The organism is Cryobacterium sp. Hh11 (assembly GCF_004404045.1).
Classification (GTDB): Bacteria; Actinomycetota; Actinomycetes; order Actinomycetales; family Microbacteriaceae; genus Cryobacterium; species Cryobacterium levicorallinum.
Genome location: NZ_SOHF01000032.1, coordinates 1 through 17,086 on the forward strand (window position 1 = coordinate 1; position 17,086 = coordinate 17,086).

General features: G+C 60.7%; 16 protein-coding genes. 6 read left to right on the forward strand and 10 right to left on the reverse strand.

What is annotated here, in order from left to right; genetic code table 11:
* On the reverse strand, positions 1–989 hold a 989-nt coding region (locus E3T46_RS15030; RefSeq protein WP_241980816.1), incomplete at its 3' end, for a multicopper oxidase domain-containing protein.
* A gap of 165 nt (positions 990–1,154) precedes the next feature.
* On the opposite strand from E3T46_RS15030, the gene E3T46_RS18760 reads away from it, so the two are divergent.
* From E3T46_RS18760 to E3T46_RS15050, 3 genes are all read left to right on the forward strand, one after another.
* The gene (locus E3T46_RS18760) at positions 1,155–1,277 is read left to right on the forward strand and encodes a hypothetical protein (protein ID WP_255411816.1); all 123 of its coding nucleotides are present in this window, start codon (positions 1,155–1,157) and stop codon (positions 1,275–1,277) included.
* A 984-nt stretch (positions 1,278–2,261) separates the two neighbouring features.
* Positions 2,262–2,957 carry a hypothetical protein gene (locus E3T46_RS15045; RefSeq protein ID WP_134579173.1) on the forward strand — a complete coding sequence of 232 codons (696 nt, stop codon included), beginning with the start codon at positions 2,262–2,264 and terminating at the stop codon, positions 2,955–2,957.
* A 501-nt stretch (positions 2,958–3,458) separates the two neighbouring features.
* Positions 3,459–4,079, forward strand: coding sequence for an aconitase family protein (locus E3T46_RS15050; protein WP_241980817.1), 621 nt, complete (start codon positions 3,459–3,461; stop codon positions 4,077–4,079).
* 258 nt (positions 4,080–4,337) lie between these two features.
* Here E3T46_RS15050 and E3T46_RS15055 read toward each other — a convergent pair whose 3' ends face one another.
* The gene (locus E3T46_RS15055) at positions 4,338–5,849 is read right to left on the reverse strand and encodes a pentapeptide repeat-containing protein (protein WP_134579174.1); all 1,512 of its coding nucleotides are present in this window, start codon (positions 5,847–5,849) and stop codon (positions 4,338–4,340) included.
* A 183-nt stretch (positions 5,850–6,032) separates the two neighbouring features.
* Between E3T46_RS15055 and E3T46_RS15060 the strand changes: the two genes are divergently transcribed.
* Positions 6,033–7,088, forward strand: a complete 1,056-nt coding sequence (locus tag E3T46_RS15060; RefSeq protein ID WP_166790294.1) for a DUF262 domain-containing protein — start codon at positions 6,033–6,035, stop codon at positions 7,086–7,088.
* 381 nt (positions 7,089–7,469) lie between these two features.
* A complete protein-coding gene (locus E3T46_RS15065; RefSeq protein ID WP_134579176.1) occupies positions 7,470–7,718 on the forward strand; it encodes a hypothetical protein in 249 nt (82 codons plus the stop codon).
* A gap of 184 nt (positions 7,719–7,902) precedes the next feature.
* Here the strand turns inward: E3T46_RS15065 and E3T46_RS15070 are convergent, their stop codons facing one another.
* Complete coding sequence (locus E3T46_RS15070; RefSeq protein WP_134579177.1) at positions 7,903–8,121, reverse strand: hypothetical protein; 219 nt, start codon at positions 8,119–8,121, stop codon at positions 7,903–7,905.
* Between the two features lie 190 nt (positions 8,122–8,311).
* Between E3T46_RS15070 and E3T46_RS15075 the strand changes: the two genes are divergently transcribed.
* Entirely contained in the window at positions 8,312–8,596 is a 285-nt protein-coding gene (locus E3T46_RS15075; protein ID WP_134579178.1) for a hypothetical protein, read from the forward strand.
* A 173-nt stretch (positions 8,597–8,769) separates the two neighbouring features.
* Here E3T46_RS15075 and E3T46_RS18065 read toward each other — a convergent pair whose 3' ends face one another.
* The 7 genes from E3T46_RS18065 to E3T46_RS15105 form a co-directional block, all read right to left on the reverse strand.
* Complete coding sequence (locus tag E3T46_RS18065) at positions 8,770–8,925, reverse strand: hypothetical protein (RefSeq protein WP_166790295.1); 156 nt, start codon at positions 8,923–8,925, stop codon at positions 8,770–8,772.
* Between the two features lie 213 nt (positions 8,926–9,138).
* Positions 9,139–12,582 (reverse strand): DEAD/DEAH box helicase family protein, encoded by a 3,444-nt coding sequence (locus E3T46_RS15080; protein ID WP_134579179.1) that lies wholly within the window; start codon positions 12,580–12,582, stop codon positions 9,139–9,141.
* Positions 12,583–12,657: 75 nt separating this feature from the next.
* The gene (locus tag E3T46_RS15085) at positions 12,658–13,614 is read right to left on the reverse strand and encodes a restriction endonuclease (protein WP_241980819.1); all 957 of its coding nucleotides are present in this window, start codon (positions 13,612–13,614) and stop codon (positions 12,658–12,660) included.
* The gene (locus tag E3T46_RS15090) at positions 13,614–14,813 is read right to left on the reverse strand and encodes a restriction endonuclease subunit S (RefSeq protein WP_134579180.1); all 1,200 of its coding nucleotides are present in this window, start codon (positions 14,811–14,813) and stop codon (positions 13,614–13,616) included. The genes E3T46_RS15085 and E3T46_RS15090 overlap by 1 nt, the downstream gene beginning before the upstream one ends.
* Complete coding sequence (locus E3T46_RS15095) at positions 14,810–16,330, reverse strand: class I SAM-dependent DNA methyltransferase (RefSeq protein ID WP_134579181.1); 1,521 nt, start codon at positions 16,328–16,330, stop codon at positions 14,810–14,812. Before E3T46_RS15095 ends, E3T46_RS15090 begins: the two co-directional genes overlap by 4 nt.
* Before the next feature lie 219 nt (positions 16,331–16,549).
* Positions 16,550–16,765 carry a hypothetical protein gene (locus E3T46_RS15100; RefSeq protein ID WP_134579182.1) on the reverse strand — a complete coding sequence of 72 codons (216 nt, stop codon included), beginning with the start codon at positions 16,763–16,765 and terminating at the stop codon, positions 16,550–16,552.
* A 19-nt stretch (positions 16,766–16,784) separates the two neighbouring features.
* Complete coding sequence (locus E3T46_RS15105; RefSeq protein ID WP_134579183.1) at positions 16,785–17,060, reverse strand: hypothetical protein; 276 nt, start codon at positions 17,058–17,060, stop codon at positions 16,785–16,787.
* Between the last annotated feature and the right edge of the window lie 26 nt (positions 17,061–17,086).

Consider the following 17,086-nt stretch of genomic DNA (forward strand, 5'->3'; position numbering starts at 1 on the left):
ACCCGGGTGGCATCGAATACCTGGCCGTTGATCGTGGCTGACATCATGCCCCCACCCACTCCTCCGCCCATGCCGCCATCCATGTTTCCACCCATGCCACTGCCCGTGTCCCCGCCCATGCCGCTGCCCATGCCCATCGCGAAGATCAACTCGCGTCGAGCGGTTACGGTAGCCGTGCGAAGGTCACGCGGAACGGGCTGGCCGGGTATGGCGGCGACTGTCGCGACATCGTCACCGGTCACGATAAAGGAAGCCAGCGCGACGTCGTCGGCGGCAGTGGAGCGTCCGCCTCCCATCATCATTCCGCCGGACATACCTCGGTCATAGGTGTGGGTACGCAGCACGGAGGTGCCGGCCGTGCCGGTGACGAGAAGATCGGCCCGGTTCCCCGGGGCCAGCACGACCTCGTCGACGTCGTGCGCGGCTTCGAACCGTCCGGAGTCAATTCCAAGGAGGGACAGCTGCTGCCCGTCGAGGCGCAGCCGCAGGTAGCGGGACACGCAGGCGTTTACGATGCGCCATCGTTCCCGCTCACCAGGGCGGGAAGTCATACTGGGGGTGAGTTGACCGTTGACCAGGACGAGGTCTCCCTCACGTCCGGACATTTTCTCCATCGCTGTGGCCGCTGGAATTGTTCCCGCGGAATCAAGGGTGATGTCGGAGATGACAAGGACACGTTCCCGGCTGGCCGGGATGGGGTCGGGGTCTTCGACAATAATGGCGCCGTAAAGCCCGCCGAATACCTGATCGGCCACGAAACCATGGTGGTGCGGGTGATACCAGTACACGCCCGGCGGGTGGTTGGCAGGCAATTCGTACTGGTAATCAAAGGAGTCGCCGGCTGCGATGGTGACGAACATGTTGTCGCTGTTGTTCTCAGGCGAAACGTGGAGGCCGTGCACGTGCAGGTTGCTCGGATCTGCCAGCCCATTGCGCAGGCTGACGCTGAGGGTGTCTCCCGCTCGAACGCGCAGCGTGGGGCCGGGCACGCCACCGTTGTAACTCAGCGCACGCACATCACGACCAGCAATGGTCACCTGTTGGGGGGAAGACTCGAGATCAACGGTGAGAGTACCGCTGACGCTTCGTAGCTCCGGGGGCTCGACGAGGTCGCTCCCGGACGGTATAGCCGGTGACGTCGTCGAGGAGTTCCGTTGATTGACAAAGAAACCCGTTCCGCCCACAGCCGTGGCCGCAATCCCGACCCCGCCGAGGATCAGGGCGCTACGGCGACTAAGACCGGGCACTACCGGCCCTCCTCGAGCACCCGCAGCTGATCACGCAACTGCTCCGCAGTGAGCTCCCCCCGAGCGAACCGCTCCTCAAGAATCTGCCTGGCACCGGCCGAATTAGCTCGCCTCGGAGCAGATCGCGTGTCATCGCTTCCGGATTTGTTCGACAAAAAACGAACAATGACATAAATGAGCACGGCGACACCGGCAATAGCTAGCAGGCCGAACCCCCAGGACCATCCCATACTTCCGTTACCCCACATCATCTGAGTTACTTCCTTTCGTTTACTGATCCGCATCTCCACCATACCCCTAGAGGTATAAGTCTTGGCTGAGTAGATCGTCCGCGCACGTGAAACGGCACGTACCTCACACACCGGTGCAACCGGCTGAAACTCACGCAACAAAAAGGGCCCAACGCGAGGACTTGACAGCTTCGAACTCGGCCCCGGCGTCGCGGGATATAGCGTGAAGCCATGACGAACGGGTGAAATCGGAAGGCCATTGTTAGCGTCAAGTTCGTCACCATCTAGACCCCGATCGGGGGGACGCGCGCACAGCCCCGCGGGATCGGTCTACCCGGCACCATCTTCGGTATCGGATTGGGTGAATTCGTCGATGGGAGCCTGCTGCATCAGATCCTGCAGTGGCACCACATGCTCCCCCGCGCCGCGACGCCGGCAACGTCTGGGAGGTCGCCCACCGCCGATCGCGCGCTTTGTGTTAGCGCTGAGTGCTCTGATGACGAGATCTGGATAAACAGCGACGTCACACAGAGATACCGCGGGCCGACACAGAGCAGGGTGGGGCAAGACCCGTGCGGCGAGGAGCGGCAAGGGGCATGCGCAAGCAGCGTACAGAGTCAGCAATCACCACTGTCCGGAAACCCGATTTGCGGATACTCTTCGCCGCAGGCATGCGTGCATGCGTGCGAATAATGCCAAGGCATTCGGCTGAGGGCTACGTATCAACGCTGTCGCATTTACCGTCGGGATCGTCCCGATGGGCGAGGACACATAGGAGTGAATCGTGAAGAAGAACATCAGACTGGTGCTGGGCGCGAGTGCAGCTGCGCTCATCGCCATGTCACTGGGCGCTGCGCCGGCATCAGCGCATGTCCCAAAATCGGTGCGCGGCAACGTGGTGCTGACCGCCCACCTCACAGAGCTTAACGGCTCAGGAGCGTCTGGAACGGCGGTCGCGGTCGTTCGCGGCGAGACGATCCGGGCGATCGGGATCCGCGCGAGGGGTTTGACGCCCGATGCTCCGCACGCACAGCACATCCACTACGGCGAACAGGCCTTGAATGAGTGTCCCACGCTCGCGTTGGACAGCAACGGTGACGGACGACTGAACACCGTTGAGGGTGTTCCGGCGTACGGCCCCGTTGTGGTGTCCTTGAACACCAGTGGAGACACTACGCCGGCCAGTTTTCTGGATGTGTCGCGGTTCCCCGTCTCGAAAAACGGTTCCTATAACTACCTCCGGACCAATATCAGATTCACAGACGTGGCCGGAACCGGTTACCCGGGAGCCGAAGGGCTCGGCACCGCCGCGCAGATTGCCGAGGCCATCCGTGACGGTGAAGGTGTTGTCGTGATCCACGGAATCGACCACGACGGCAACGGAACGTACAACGTCAGCGATCCCGAGGGTGTAAGCGAGCTGGACCCCACCCTCCCCGCCGAGGCAACCGACCCGGCTGCCTGCGGAGTCCTGCACTAGCCGCGAGCGAACGGCTCAAAAATGAGGTCCAGGCGCCGTGCGAGCGCGCACAGTGCCGCACGGTCCTGGATCTCATCCGTCGACAGAATGATCAAGATCGCCAGGCCTGCTCAAATGCGCTCAAGCGGGTAGCTGCGTAGTCCGCTTGAGTCGCCCATCTATTCCGGTCTGGCGGACGTCCATTCTCTCTGAGAAGGCTAGCCCCGGCGCCACGAGTGGCCTACCTCGGATCAGTGGCATGCCCCGGAGGCCAATTCATACCGACGGATGTCGGTGGGCACCGCTATCGAGGCAGGGCGCTTACCGTGGCATACAACGTGTCACAGAAACTTATCGCATCGCACCTGGTCTCCGGGGAGATGGTGCCGGGGACCGAAATCGGCCTGCAGATCGACCAGACCCTCGCCCAGGACGCGACCGGGACCTTAGTCATGCTGGAGTTGGGACGCGGAGGACCGCGAGTTTCTTCGCTCCGGCTACCAACGGTTCGTCCTGTGGTTTTTGAAGGCCGGCAAGGGGGGGGGGGTGACACACCCCACGCACATGCAGCGCTTCGGCATCCCCGGCAAGACGATGGTCGGCTTCGACAGCCACACCCCGGCCGCCGGCTCGGTCGGGATGCTGGCCATCGGCGTCGGCGGCACCGAGGTAGCCCCGGCCGTAGCCGGCGAGCCCTTGTACATCAGGATGCCCGAAATCTGGGGCGTTAAGCTCACCGGACAACTGCCGCCGTGGACCCGCGCCAAAGACGTCATCCTCGAAATGCTGCGCCGGCATGGCGTCAAGGGCGGCGTCAGTCGGATCGTCGAGTACTACGACCCCGGCCTCGCAGCCCCGACCGCGATGGATCGACACGTGATCGCCAATATGGGCGCCGAACTGGGCGCGACCACCACCGTTTTCCCGGCCGATGATCAAGTGCGAACCTTCCTGCGCGCGAAACAGCGCGAGCGAGATCTCGCCGAACTGCTCGCGGACGAAGATGCAACCTACGACGTGATGCGATCGGCCACGCGTGCTCGATCGGAGCGAAAATCCGCTGATCAGGGACTTCTTGTACTGCGGGTAGTTTACGTAATTCTGATTGCCCAGTGTTGGCGCGGGACTCTCAGGTCGTGCTAGATCACTTTTCCATCACATTGCTGAGTTAATTCCACGAGCCCAACACGGACAACCGATGCCCGAGCAATGGCACTCGGTCCCATGGCGCGAGCAGTAGAGCAAGTCGGGTCATGCAAACAGCAGCACTGGGGCGTTTGGTGATCAGGCTGCCAAGGCGGTCTGCGGTTCTCTTCCCAGTCAACTCCGGTTTTCGCCAGGGCACTGAGTGACCGAGGGCACTAAAACGAGGCCACTCACGATTGGGGCCCGTAGATACACTCACCTTGCCGTTTTCGACACGGTCGGCGCCGCCGGTCGGACACGTCGCCACAAGCTGCGCGCCCAATTTCGAGGAACGAGGAGCAGCCGCTTCAATCGCATGACACGCGGTCGATCTGCTGGCGTCGTCGTGACCTGGATTGGGTTCAACTCCTCATCGTGTTCTGGACGAGGATCCACGGCTTTGAGAATCGCCGGCCCATTCCAAGAGTCACCCGCGACAGTCGCGCCGTTGATCTTTGGTTCTAGAGCTTGCCCCGCGCTCTTGAAGACGGGAGCGGATTCAAACTCAGCCAGCTCGAAGGTCACACTTGAATGGAATGAGGCCTTCGCGAAGGAAGTCCGCCCATGAAACCGAGAATTCTCGAACCAGACTCGATCCGCAAAACGAGTCTTCACAAACGTCACACGTCCATTGAATTTTGCATTGTGGAAACTGACTCCTTTCCAGAAACGCGTGCCTGAGAAGCTCGCACCTCCGTCGACTTCGACGCCACCGAACCGAGAATGTGCGCCAAAACGTGCCGATGCCATATTTAGGCCCTTGAAACGCACCTTGCGAAACGAAGCTCCTTCAAGGAAAGTTACTGAGCCAAACATGCTGTTTCTCGTGAACACCGCTTCGTCAAATGAAACCTGCTTGTTGAACTTTGCGCCTTGGAACGTCGCATCCCCAGAAAACCTCACGCGATCGAGCTTCACGCGGCCGGGAAATATTGACCCGCTGAAGTCAGCGTTTACTAGCGTGGCCCCAGTCAGATCGATGTCGACATCGCCCCAATGGACGTCCTCACCGTCGCGTTTGAAGTGATTTATGATGAGCCTCTGAATCGACATTCGCACTTCTTTGTCCGGTTCATCCTCAACCATCACCATCGTTCCCTCGACGAAAGTTGCATCCGCAACGGTTGCGACCCTTCCCCGAACGGGGATTCGAAGGTACGCACACAGAACATCCACACACGACTGTCTCGCTAAACGATCGGGCCAGTCGGATGCGAGCTGGCCCAACGCAAATACGCCAGCCAACCTAACCACTGCCGCATTATCTCCGATCTGCTTTGCGGCGACTTCGTAACGAGTTCGGTACTCCCGTTGCAATGCCAGCGAGCGTTCACTCCGCTCGATCGAATGTCGCCCCCTCTCTATCGAATGTTGCGATTCTTTGAGCCGCTGGTTTCTGTAAGCAATCACTGCGGCACCTGCACCTACAAGAATGCCTGTTGCAGTCAGGGTCGATCGACTGAGGTCATAGACGCTTGCTGAGCTGAATACCGAGGCGGGTTCTTGGGTCAATGGGTCCGTAGCGGGTGGCAGGAGCAGCCCAAATCCAAAGAAGATTGCGGCGCCGACGCCCATCGTTCCGAGTACCGCGAGGAGAATCCACAACCAGAGGTACCGACCATCGTCCTTCGAGGTATCTGTGATCGTCACTAAAATCGCCGTTCTCTTAAAGTCTTCCGTGCCACGTTCCGCGAGCTTATCTACCCGCACGCGCTGGGCGGCACACACTGCCCAATTCGATGTTGCTTGACGTTGCGACCTAACACACCGCGGAAGTCTGACTCCGTTTCCACCTCCGCAGTCAATTCCGCAACCGCGGAAACATTCCGCGAGCGCCCGAGCCTCCTTTCAACATCTGGCAGGATGATATTGGTCCCACCAATCAACTGCCCAACGGACGAGGAAAAAGCGATGCTCGGAAGCGAACCGCAGACCTACACCATCGCCGAGATTCTGAAGTGGCAATCGGACGGCGAAGTTGACCTCAATCCGAAATTTCAGCGTGGCAGTGTCTGGTCACCTCCTGCAAAGTCGTACCTCATCGATTCCATTCTCAATGGTTATCCAATCCCGAAGTTGCTTTTCCGAACGACGGTTGACCGAGATACACGGAGGACGCTGCGCGATGTAGTCGATGGACAGCAACGCCTGCGAACGATCTTTCAGTTTGCCGATAACAAGCTGACGCTAAGCCGCAAGTCCCCAAATTTTGACGGCAAGTCATACAAGACTCTTGAGCCCGAGGATAAGGACACCTTCCTCAACTACAAGCTCACGTGTGAGCAGCTCCTCGGAGCATCCGATGAAGATGTCCTCGAGGTGTTCCTGCGTATCAACTCTTACACTGTCCCTGTCAACGAAGCGGAGTTGCGCAACGCGACTTATAACAGTCCCTTAAGCGACCTAGTGAAGTCGCTGGTAGAGTCTGCCTCCTACGTCTGGGGCGTGGGAGTAATGAGTGGGCGCCAGCGAGTCCGAATGCTTGATCAATCTTTGATGTCGGAACTGGTCAGCTACCTCATCGACGGCGTCACCGACGGTGGTGAGGCTAGAATCACCAAGTTCTACAAGAAGACCGCGGACTGCAGCGAAGGGGATCTACCTGACGTCAGCAAGGTTGAGAGTCGGTTGCGCGAAACAGCGGCGCTCCTCGAAGGCCTCGAGGCGACGCCAATCGCGCAACGCCCTCACTTCTCGATGCTGTTCGCCGCGGTCCTTTATGCGCACGATGATCTTCCGGCAGGTCGACTTACATTCGAAGAGGTGCCTGCACGCCAGCTTCTTCTGAGAGATACTGAGGCGATTAGGTACGGCCTAGGTCAGCTGAACGAGAGCCTCAACGCGGACGACGTCGAGAGCGCTCCTGTCGGAGCTTTTGCCGAGGCGAAAACCTCCACCCAACGGATGCGGTCTCGTCAGGTGCGGTTCAATCTCTTCTGCAAGGCCCTTGCCGGTGGCCTGAGCTGACCAATGGGCCTACAAGCCGTCCTGGACCGTTTCGTAGATGAGACGGACATCATCGAGGCTGCCTTCCATTCATGCGCGTCCTCGGGACTTGCCGGCTTGATCACGTATCAAAGCGCGCCCTTGGAGGACGGTTGCCTGGTCGCGTTATGGGACGCTTGGGGCCGTTTTCTTCGTGACGCTATCTTGACCTCATGCTCTGGCGCGTCCACGGGACTGGCCGGCAACACGTATACGTCGGCAGCGCCACGCGACGAAACACAGGCCGTCAGCCATCTCAAAACGCTTGGACTATGCGGTTCGTACAGCGAACCCACCTGGCACAGTCCTCAAATCCTCAGCTCCGTCATCAGAGCGCTCCAGCTTCCCAACGGGACAACCGTCATGACCGGGCTCGGCGTGACGTCGGTAGTCGTGGGTGCTGGCTCAATCGCGAATCCCCTCGGTGAAATCCGGGCCTGCCGAAATTTCGTCGCTCACAAAACCGAAGAGAACGCCAAGAAGCTGCATAAATATGGGGCCCGGACACACCTAACCCTCAAGTCGCACCTTCGCGCCAAGCGTCAGGGTGCTGATCACTTCGTGGACCTTTTGGACGGTTGCCGCGCCGTGGCGGCCGCAGTCGTGAACTGAAATACGGCCATGTGTCGCTCGGGTTGCTTCTCGATTCGGCAATTCAGCAACCGCCGATAACAGTCCATATGTCAGATTCTGCTCTGTCCCCTCCCGGCTAATCCGGCGATCACCATGTTCGGCTCACTGCCTGGCCAAAGGCCCTTTGTTCCATCAGGCGACATTCAGAGGCGGGCAGAGCAACTCATCGGATCTCGACGGCCGCGCGTCGCTCCCGACGCCGATCGACATGAACACGGTTGCGCGACGTCCCCGTACCGAGCCGGTCACCTCCGGCCACACGGCGGCTCTCGCACCTGAGCACGTCAAGAACCATGTTCACGGTGTCGGCGTTGACCAGCCACTTGTTCACAGCCGACGCAGCAGCATCGTCAGGAACAAGACCGTCATTCCAGTCGGTCATGCCCTATTGGTCGCGCTCGTCGACGCCACGTCACGCTGCTAGAGGTGCTGGCCCATGGGAAGACCGTCGGCACGTCATCGCTGGCGACGGGAGACCACCAGAAATCAGGACCGTCAGTTTCCACCCTGCACAAGCTCACAGTGAGGCAACGCCGCGCACGGTGTTTCACCCAGTCCACTAGCCTTCGCCTATGGCAAGAAGAAGAAGCAAACTGGATGCGGGTATTCTCGGTGCCGGTGTTCTCGTGGGAGCGATGGCCGCGCGCCCCGTAAACGGGAAGCCGACCCGTCCTTGGATGCACCGGCTCCTGAAAGTCGCTGGCTGGAGTTTCTTGGTGGTTTTGCCCTTCACCGTGATAGGTCTCTGTTTGCTCCCGCTGAGCCCGAATTTTGCGGTGTTTCTACTCGTTGTTGCTGGGGTGAGTCTCTTTGTATGTGCCGTCTCCCTGTGGACCGCGATGATCGCCGCTCTGTGACTCACCCGACCCAGCCGGCTCTAATGTTTCCTCGAAAATGCGCCGATTGGGGACCCGACGACGGACTACCTTTACGGGGGTGACCCTCAGGGACACTGGCATGTTAGGCAGAACTCTGCGGGGCCGCTCGTGTGACTTCGCTCACCACGACACCGGGTCAAGGCCGGACCCTCCTACCGCAGGGAACGCAGCGCCGCCGCCCGGCCGGGCCTCTCCGCAAAGACCAGGAAACGATCCAACGCCTCAAACGACTGGATCCCCGCCGCCTCTAGGAAGTTGGGGATCGGCGTGCTGGCATTCACATGGTGCACCAGCCAGGTGCTGCGCATTCGAGATGATTCATCGAAAAGGGGTCCTGCCCCTAAGGCCCTATTCTGCATGGATTCGGTGACGTTCAGAATGGTCTCGTCTCTCGCCGCGCCCAATTCGACGCCATGTCGATGGCCGTGTTGTCACGGATACTGACTGTCACTTCGCGTATCCACGTGCCGCAAGTCAGCTGCGAGTTCCGGAAGTGATCTCCACGGCTCGGGTAAAAAGCCTCACGACGCCGCAGCGGTCGCTGCCACATGCCGTAACACGTCGATCAGGTTCGTGACCTGTGCATTGGTGAACAGCTCATCCGGCCCGTGCGGCGCGTAATCAGTGAACGGTGCTTCATAGAGCAACCCCGTCGCCACGGCGCCACGCTGGGTGAGCTGATCGATGATGAGCTTGACGAACGCCAACTGGTTCGCGCTGAAAGTCACGCCGCCGACGAAAGAGTCCAAGGCTTCGGATGCCGCGCCGCGATCCATGCCCGCAACCGACCGAATGAACAGCCCTAGTCCGTTGGCTTCGGTGGCGCCCGCAGCGATCTCGGCGGGTGAGAACCCGCCAGTTTCGGTCAGGATGCGTTCGAGCTCGGCCAGGTCGAGGGCGGTGAGCTGGCGCCCCATGCGCAGCTTGTGCAGGACGACCTGCTCCTGGTGCTCGCGGAGGAACGCCAGGAGCTTCTCGCGAAAGCGTTCCCGGTCGACACCGGGCGTCACGATCCGCACCTCTGCCGGCTCGAACTCGCCGAGGGTGTCTTCGAAGTCCGTGTAGACGATGGCCTGCTTCGTCTTGTCGACGAGGCGCACGAGCGCACGGAGGCGCAACCGCATCAGCTCGAGCATGCCGACGGTCACACCGTCCCACCACTCATCACTAGCGACGGCCTGAATCAGCTCAAGGTTCTGCTTGATCACCGGAATGTTGCGCTGCTCACCGAGCGCTTCCGCAATTGCCTGCAGCCGCACCCTGGCACGAGCAAATGCGTCTACATCTTCCGGTTCTAGGCTCACGACTCCGAGCTGGCCCCGGAGCGCGAGCAGGTCGAAGCGTTTGGCGTCTTCATCGGTGTCGAGGGCATGCACGCTCGATGGCAGCCCCGACAGGTGCTCGGCGGCAGCATCCAACTCTTCGACCGTCGGGGTGTTCCAGGCGCTGGCGTCCGCGAAATGCTCAGCCTGCCGCAGGTGCTTTCGCACGAGGAAGTTGCCGTGATTCATGCCGGCGACGGTGTCGTGCAATCGGGTGGCCAGCGACAACCGCAGAGCCATTTGGCTTTCGTGGGGTGAGGCGAGGCAGTCGAGCGCCCGAAGCAGACCAATCCGCGCCTTGAAGGAGCGTTGGTGCAGAGGCTCTACCTGGCTGGCAGCAGCGTCCGTCATCTCCGCGTTGAAGAACTCGATGTTGCCGCAGACATCGAAGATCATGAAGTCTTTCTTGTCGGCGCCGGGCCCATACAGGTCGGGGCGGAGGCGTGTGCCGCGGCCGATCATCTGCCAGTACTTGGTCTTCGAGTACACGGGCTTGAAGAAAACCAGGTTCACGACGTCCGGCACGTCAATACCCGTGTCGAGCATGTCCACTGAGATCGCGATCTGCGGCGACCCGTCGGTCTTGGAGAAACTGCCGATCAGGTTTTGTACGTATTCGGTCTTGTAGGTGACGACTCGGGCGAACTGGCCGGCGAACTCGGGGTAGTTGGCGTTGAACCGGTCGGCGATGAACTCGGCATGCGCATTGTTCTTCGCAAACACGATGGTCTTGCCGAGCCGGTCACCTCCGGACACCCGCCGGCCGTCGCGCATGAGTACTTCCAGAACCTTGTCGACGGTGTCGGCGTTGAACAACCACTTGTTCACCGCAGCCGCATCGATCGCGTCGGGAACGAGGCCGTCATCCCAATCGAGCATGTCCCATTGGTCGCGCTCGTCAGCACTCAGGTCGGCGTAGCGGATGCCGCGGTTCATGAACCCCAGCGCGATCGGCCGCGCGACAGGCGGCACCAAATATTTGTCGGCGATGGCCTGACCGAGCTCATACGAATCGGTGGGCACCCCGTCTTCAAGGTTGAAGAGACTGTAGGTGTTGTGGTCGACCTCATCCTTCGGCGTCGCGGTCAGGCCCACGAGCAGAGAGTCGAAGTAGGAGAAGATTTCGCCGTACTTTTGGTACACCGACCGGTGCGCTTCGTCGATGATGATCAGGTCGAAGTAGCCCGGGCCGAACCGGCGCAGCCCCCCACCCGCATCGTCGCCCGTGGAACCGCCCTGATCGATCAGCCCCATCATCGTGCCGTACGTCGAGACAAACACACGCCCGTCAGTATCGCGGTCCGTGAGCAGGTTCACCGGGGCCGGATCCGGCAGGTGCTCTTTGAACGCCCCCGCCGCCTGATTCACCAAGGCGATCCGATCGGCGAGGAACAACACACGTTTGGCCCAGTTGGCCCGCATGAGCACGTCGGTGAGGGCAATCACCGTGCGAGTCTTTCCGCTGCCGGTGGCCATCACCAGCAGTGCCTTGCGTTCGTGGCCCGCCTCGAAACTCTCGGCGATCTTGGTCACGGCCTGCACTTGGTAATGCCGCCCCACAATGTCGGTGTTGATCGTCGTGCCCGGTGCCTTGCCCGAGGCAACGAGAGGATGCTTCGCCGTGCGGCGCTGCACCAGCAGCGCCAGCTGGTCGCGGGTAAAGAACCCGGCCACCTGTCGCGGCGGGTACATCGTGTCGTCCCAAATGTGGTGCTCGTACCCGTTCGTGTAGAAGATCACCGGGCGTTGACCGAACTGCTGCTCGAGGGCATCCGCGTAGAGCCGGGCCTGCTCCTGGCCAACTTTCGGATCACGGGTGGTGCGCTTGGCCTCGACCACGCCAAGCGGGAGGCCGTCATCGCCCCAGAGCACGTAGTCCACGAACCCCTTGCCGGGAGTGTCGCTCTTCGCCGCGGGCATGCCGGTGACGGGAAACTCCCGATCGCGATCCTCGGTGAGGGGCCAACCAGCTTCGCTGAGCAGCAGGTCTATGAACAGGTGCCGTGTTTCGTTCTCACGGTAATCATGCGTGTCGGGAATGACCGTGTTCGCAGCGGTGATGGCGGCTATAGCGGCGCGCAGCTCCGCGAGTTCAGCGGCTAGGTTGTCGTTGTCTTCGCTGGCCTTCGCCAGCTGCGCGTCTTTGGCAGCGTTCCCTTCGGCGAGTTTCTGCAGCTGTTCCCGGGTGCGAGCCGCCGCGCCGGGCTGCGGGCGCGGAATCGAGGCGGCATCAAACGGAACCCCCGGCGCTGGGCGAAGCTCCGGCGTCGCAGCGTAACGGGTAGCAAGCCAGATCAGCACATGGAAGAGCTCCCGAACCACCGGCAGACTCTGGGCGTCAGTCATCGCCCCGGCGCGGTGCACGGCATCGTTGCCACGCATGCGAATAACGTTCATCTTGGCGTGGATACCAGGACCCACCAACGTCTTGAACGTGGGCTCGAACAACAAGCTCGAGAGGTCATTGCTGTACGGCAAGCTGAGCGAATCATCAGCCTGATACAACCAGTGCACGGCCAGTTCAAGGGTTCGACGGGCGTAGAAAACCGATGACCGGGGCTCGCCGAAGGCGTAGTGCTCGGCCCGCCGCGCTTCATCGCTGATGCCCGGCCACGCCGCAGTCACAAAATCGAAGTTACCCATCCACACACCCCCGTGGTCACAATGCCCTACGAAACAGACTCTATCGGCCAGCACTGACGCCGATTGGGTTCCCGCCTATTCGAAGTAGTCTTCGTCGACCTCAACGACCTCATACGTGCGCTTGATCTGCACACCGACCCGGTAGCGAATCATGAGCTCCGCGAGACGCGGCCCGTCAATGAGAACAACCCGGCTCGGAATCTGCATCACGTATTCGCGGGCCCCCTTGGAGAACAGGCCCGTAGTGACAAAGACCCCCTGGGCAGCCCCTTTGCCAGCCAAGGCACCAACGAAACCCTGAATCTCGGGACGTTGCACGGAGTTTCCCTCGCCGTAGCGCTTCGCTTGCACGTAGATGCGGTTCAGGCCGAGAGCGTCCTGGTCGATCACGCCATCCACCCCGCCATCACCAGAGCCGCCGAGACGCCGCCCACGCTCCTCGGTACCGCCGTAACCCATCTTGTTGAGCACATCCACGACCGCCTGCTCGAAGAAATCGGGATGCTTCTCCCGCAGTTTCCGAATCAGTTCGGAGGCCGCCTCGGACTCAAACGCCGCGATGCCCGCCTCGATCAGCTCGATCGGGTCTTCGTCTGCGACCGGAGCATCCGTTATGACTTCCGGGACCGCGTTCCCACTCTTTTTCCCATTACGGCGGACCACGTAATCCTGAAAGGCGGGGATAGCCCGGAGCGTTGCATCCGTGATTTCCTCAGGGTGCCGCGCCAGAAGCTCGCGCCCAAACTCCGTGATCTGAAACTGAGCTCGCTCGGGTCGTTCCACTGCTCCGGCACGCTGCAGCATCGAGATTGACCAACCCACACGGTTATTCGCTCTCTGGCCGCCAGACTTGAACCGCTCGCCCCGAATCTCCTCGCTCAGCTGCATCTCATCGAGCGCTGCTTCTTCCAGCTGACGTCGAGCCCAGGTCTGCCCGTCACTGAGCACCCTGAGCGTAGCTGCGCGGAATAGCGGGAACTTCGGCATCCCCGCAATCGGAGCGCGTGCAGCAGTCGCAGATGACTCGATCATCAGAGTTCTCCTCGAAAGGCCCGGTGTTGGAGCGACGCGAAGAGTTCGTCAAGAAGAGACTTTTCAGACAAGACCGTCTGACGCGCAGACTCCAAAACTGCCGCTCTCTCGACAAATTCCTGCTGCAGCGTCTGTGGCGGGACGGGCACTTTCAATCCCAAGAGTTTGCTCTTTGAAATGTTGGACATCGAGGCTGCCGATCCGCTCGCGAGGCGACGAATACGGTCTCGCATCGAGAGTTGCGCGAGCATTCGTTGAAGGAAGACTGCTTCGATGGCGACAGCTTGATGAAGAACCAGGCGAAACATGAGGTCAGGCAGGAGCATTTGTGTTGGAGTCTCTCCAACGAACACGCTCGCTCCAACCAAGTCCATCGTGTTCTTCCTAGAGAACAGAACGTCACCAACTTTCACCTCGTGCTGGCGATTCGGTGTCGCGTTGGGCAAGAGCGCCTTGTTATTGCCGCGGGGAAGATATTCACCGGTAGAAATGGCGCCAAGTTTCAGCACACCCCATTCGCCATCGGTCGCTCGTCGATCTTGACAAACTGGGCTCGTCCCGCTGTCAATCCCGTCCAGGATTTCGTCCATGACTGCGAGCGGCCACCCGCGCTCGTTCTGGACCGGGTCCCCGAACATGTCGACGAAGAGAGAGTCGGCGAGTTCGTCGAGGAGTGTGAGGGCGCGGCGGCGTTTGGTGCGCAGCTCGTCAGCCTGATCGAGGATCGCCGCGATACGACGCTGCTCCGCCAGAGGTGGAAGTGGAACTTCAACTCGGGAAACTATTGCTTTTGAAACTTCCTTGAAGGTCGCTCCATTGCCCAATGACTGTAAGTAGGTCTTATTCGCTCTCAACCACCAATACAGGTACTTCGCATCAGCCCTCGTTTGATCCGGAACAAGACTTTTGAAACCCTGATTCGTCGCCATCGGGACGGAGTTGATGGCGACATGGCCGATCGGCGCACGGGAGCTGAAGAGGACGGAACCGGCGGCGAGAAGTTTCGACCCTGAGTTGGAGAGCCCTTCCGCCGTAACCATGCGCGGGGTCTCACCGATGTAGTGGCCAGACAAACTACTTAGGTCAGCAGGGGTAACCCAAGGGATGTCCCCGTTCCAATATGCTGCGACGCCAGTCCTCGGTGTCGATCCACCAACAATCTCCGCAATCTCATCCAGTCGAGCGGTAGGCCAGGTCATACGTCAGCCCCCAGCGATACCCGCAACTCGACAAGACCCGCTGAGATCTCTGCATCAAGTTTCGCGAGGTCATCGAGAATCTCAAGCGGGGAACGGTGCACAATAACTTCGTGCTCGACCTCTTTGTACCGGTTGAGGGACAGGTCGTAGCCCTGGGCGGCGATCTCGGCCTTGGGCACCATGAACGACTGGGCGGTCCGGGCACGTGTAAGTTCTGGGCTGCCCTGACCGGACAGGCTCGACCATCGAGCGAAGGCATCGGGCAGGTTGTTTTGCTCGTGCACGGCGGCATCCAGCTCGGTGCGCTTGTCGTCGAGGGAGAAGCCGTCGGCCTGCACGTCGTAGAACCAGACACTGTCGGTGCCACCGGAGCTCGTCTTCGTGAAGAACAGGATTGCGGTGGAGACTCCGGCGTAGGGCTTGAAGACACCACTGGGAAGCTTGACGACAGCGTCGAGTTTGTGGTCTTCGACGAGGATGCGGCGCAGTTCCTTGTGCGCCTTCGACGAGCCAAAGAGCACGCCGTCGGGAACGATCACGGCCGCACGTCCACCATTTTTGAGCATGCGCAGCATGAGAACGAGAAAGAGCAGCTCGGTCTTTTTCGTTTTCACGACGTCGAGCAGGTCCTTCGCTGTGGTCTCGTAGTCGAGGCTGCCGGCGAAAGGTGGGTTGGCGAGCACGAGGCTGTAGCTCTCCGTGGTCGGGTGCAGCTCGGCGAGGGAGTCACCGCGCTCCATGGTGGGGTTGTCCACCCCGTGCAGCATCAGGTTCATGCTGCCGATGCGGGCCATGACCTCGTCGGAGTCATACCCGGTGAAGGCCGGGCCGTTGAAGTGGGCGCGGCTGGCGGCATCCGTGAAGATTTCGGGGTTATGTTCCCGCAGGTATTCACCAGCCACCACCAAGAAGCCAGCCGTACCCGCGGCAGGGTCGATGATCGTGTCGGCGGGGGTGGGCGCCGTCATGTCGACCATGAGCTTGATGATGTGGCGCGGGGTGCGGAACTGCCCGTTCGTGCCGGCTGTCGCCATCTTGGAGAGCATGTACTCGTACACGTCACCTTTGGTGTCGCGGTCCTCCATGGGAATGGCAGCGAGCAGGTCAACAACCTTCACGAGCAGGGCGGCGGTGGGGATGGAGAAGCGGGCGTCCTTCATGTTGCGGGCGTAGCTGGAACCCTTCTCGCCGAGCTGCTGCAAGAACGGGAACACATGCTGACCCACGATGGTGAACATCTCGTCTGACGAACGATTGGAGAAGACCGACCAGCGCAGGTCGTTGTAGTCGCGGGGTGCACGGTCGTTGTCGTCCTGGCCGTCGGGGAACACGCGGTTCTCAATCGGCTGTCCGGTGCGGTTCGCCTTGTTCTCCGCGAGGGTGTGCAGGTCGTCGAGCCGGCGGATGAAAAGCAGGTAAGTGATTTGCTCAATGATTGCGAGCGGACTGGCGATGCCGCCGGTCCAAAAAGCATCCCAAACTTTATCGATCTGTGACTTCAGTTCCCCAGTAACCACTGTGGTGCTCCCCTTGTTGAAACGCATATGTACTCGAGGCTTGCTCCTCGCTCAACTGCGTTGTGTCGAGTCTTTCAGACTATGAGCGACCGCTGACATCGCAGACCAGCACTCGCGCCCCTGAGCAGGAACAGCGTAGACCTGAAAGATCTGGGGCGAAGCGTGAGGCAATGCCAGTTGGGGCGTCGTTTTGCGCGAGGCTGATGTCGCCCAGGATCCTTAGGGATGGGTGGAACCGGATGCACCGGCGCCGATGCTGGCGTTGGTCGCCTGATCGACAGCGGCGTCGAGCTCACGGCGTTCCACTTTCGGAACCTCGGAATCCGGCAGGCGCATGAAGCTGGCTACCAGCTCACCCAAGCGCTGCGCATCCGTTCGGGACTGACCCGTCTTCGACCAGGAGGGGAACTTCGAGGTCAGCGGGATGACTTCCACGACGGTTGCCTTGTCTCTCTTAGGATCTGCGTACATAGCGGATGTCGTCGACGACAAGCTCGGTGTCGATCGCGCCCACCCGCAACAGGGAATCCTGCTTGGTGATGAGGACGCGTTGGTCGGTCACTACGACCCAGCCGGAATAGGGCAGGTTCCAGCGAGAGCAGGACGCGTCGCCCAACGCGAGGACCCGTTCATCGGACCTGAGGCGCAGGAGCAGGATGCGTTCAAGTGCGCTCGGGACCTCGCCCTCGAACACGAGGATCGACGCTGCCCGCGCCGAACGACCCCGCAACCACTGCAGACATCGCAGAGCGCGTC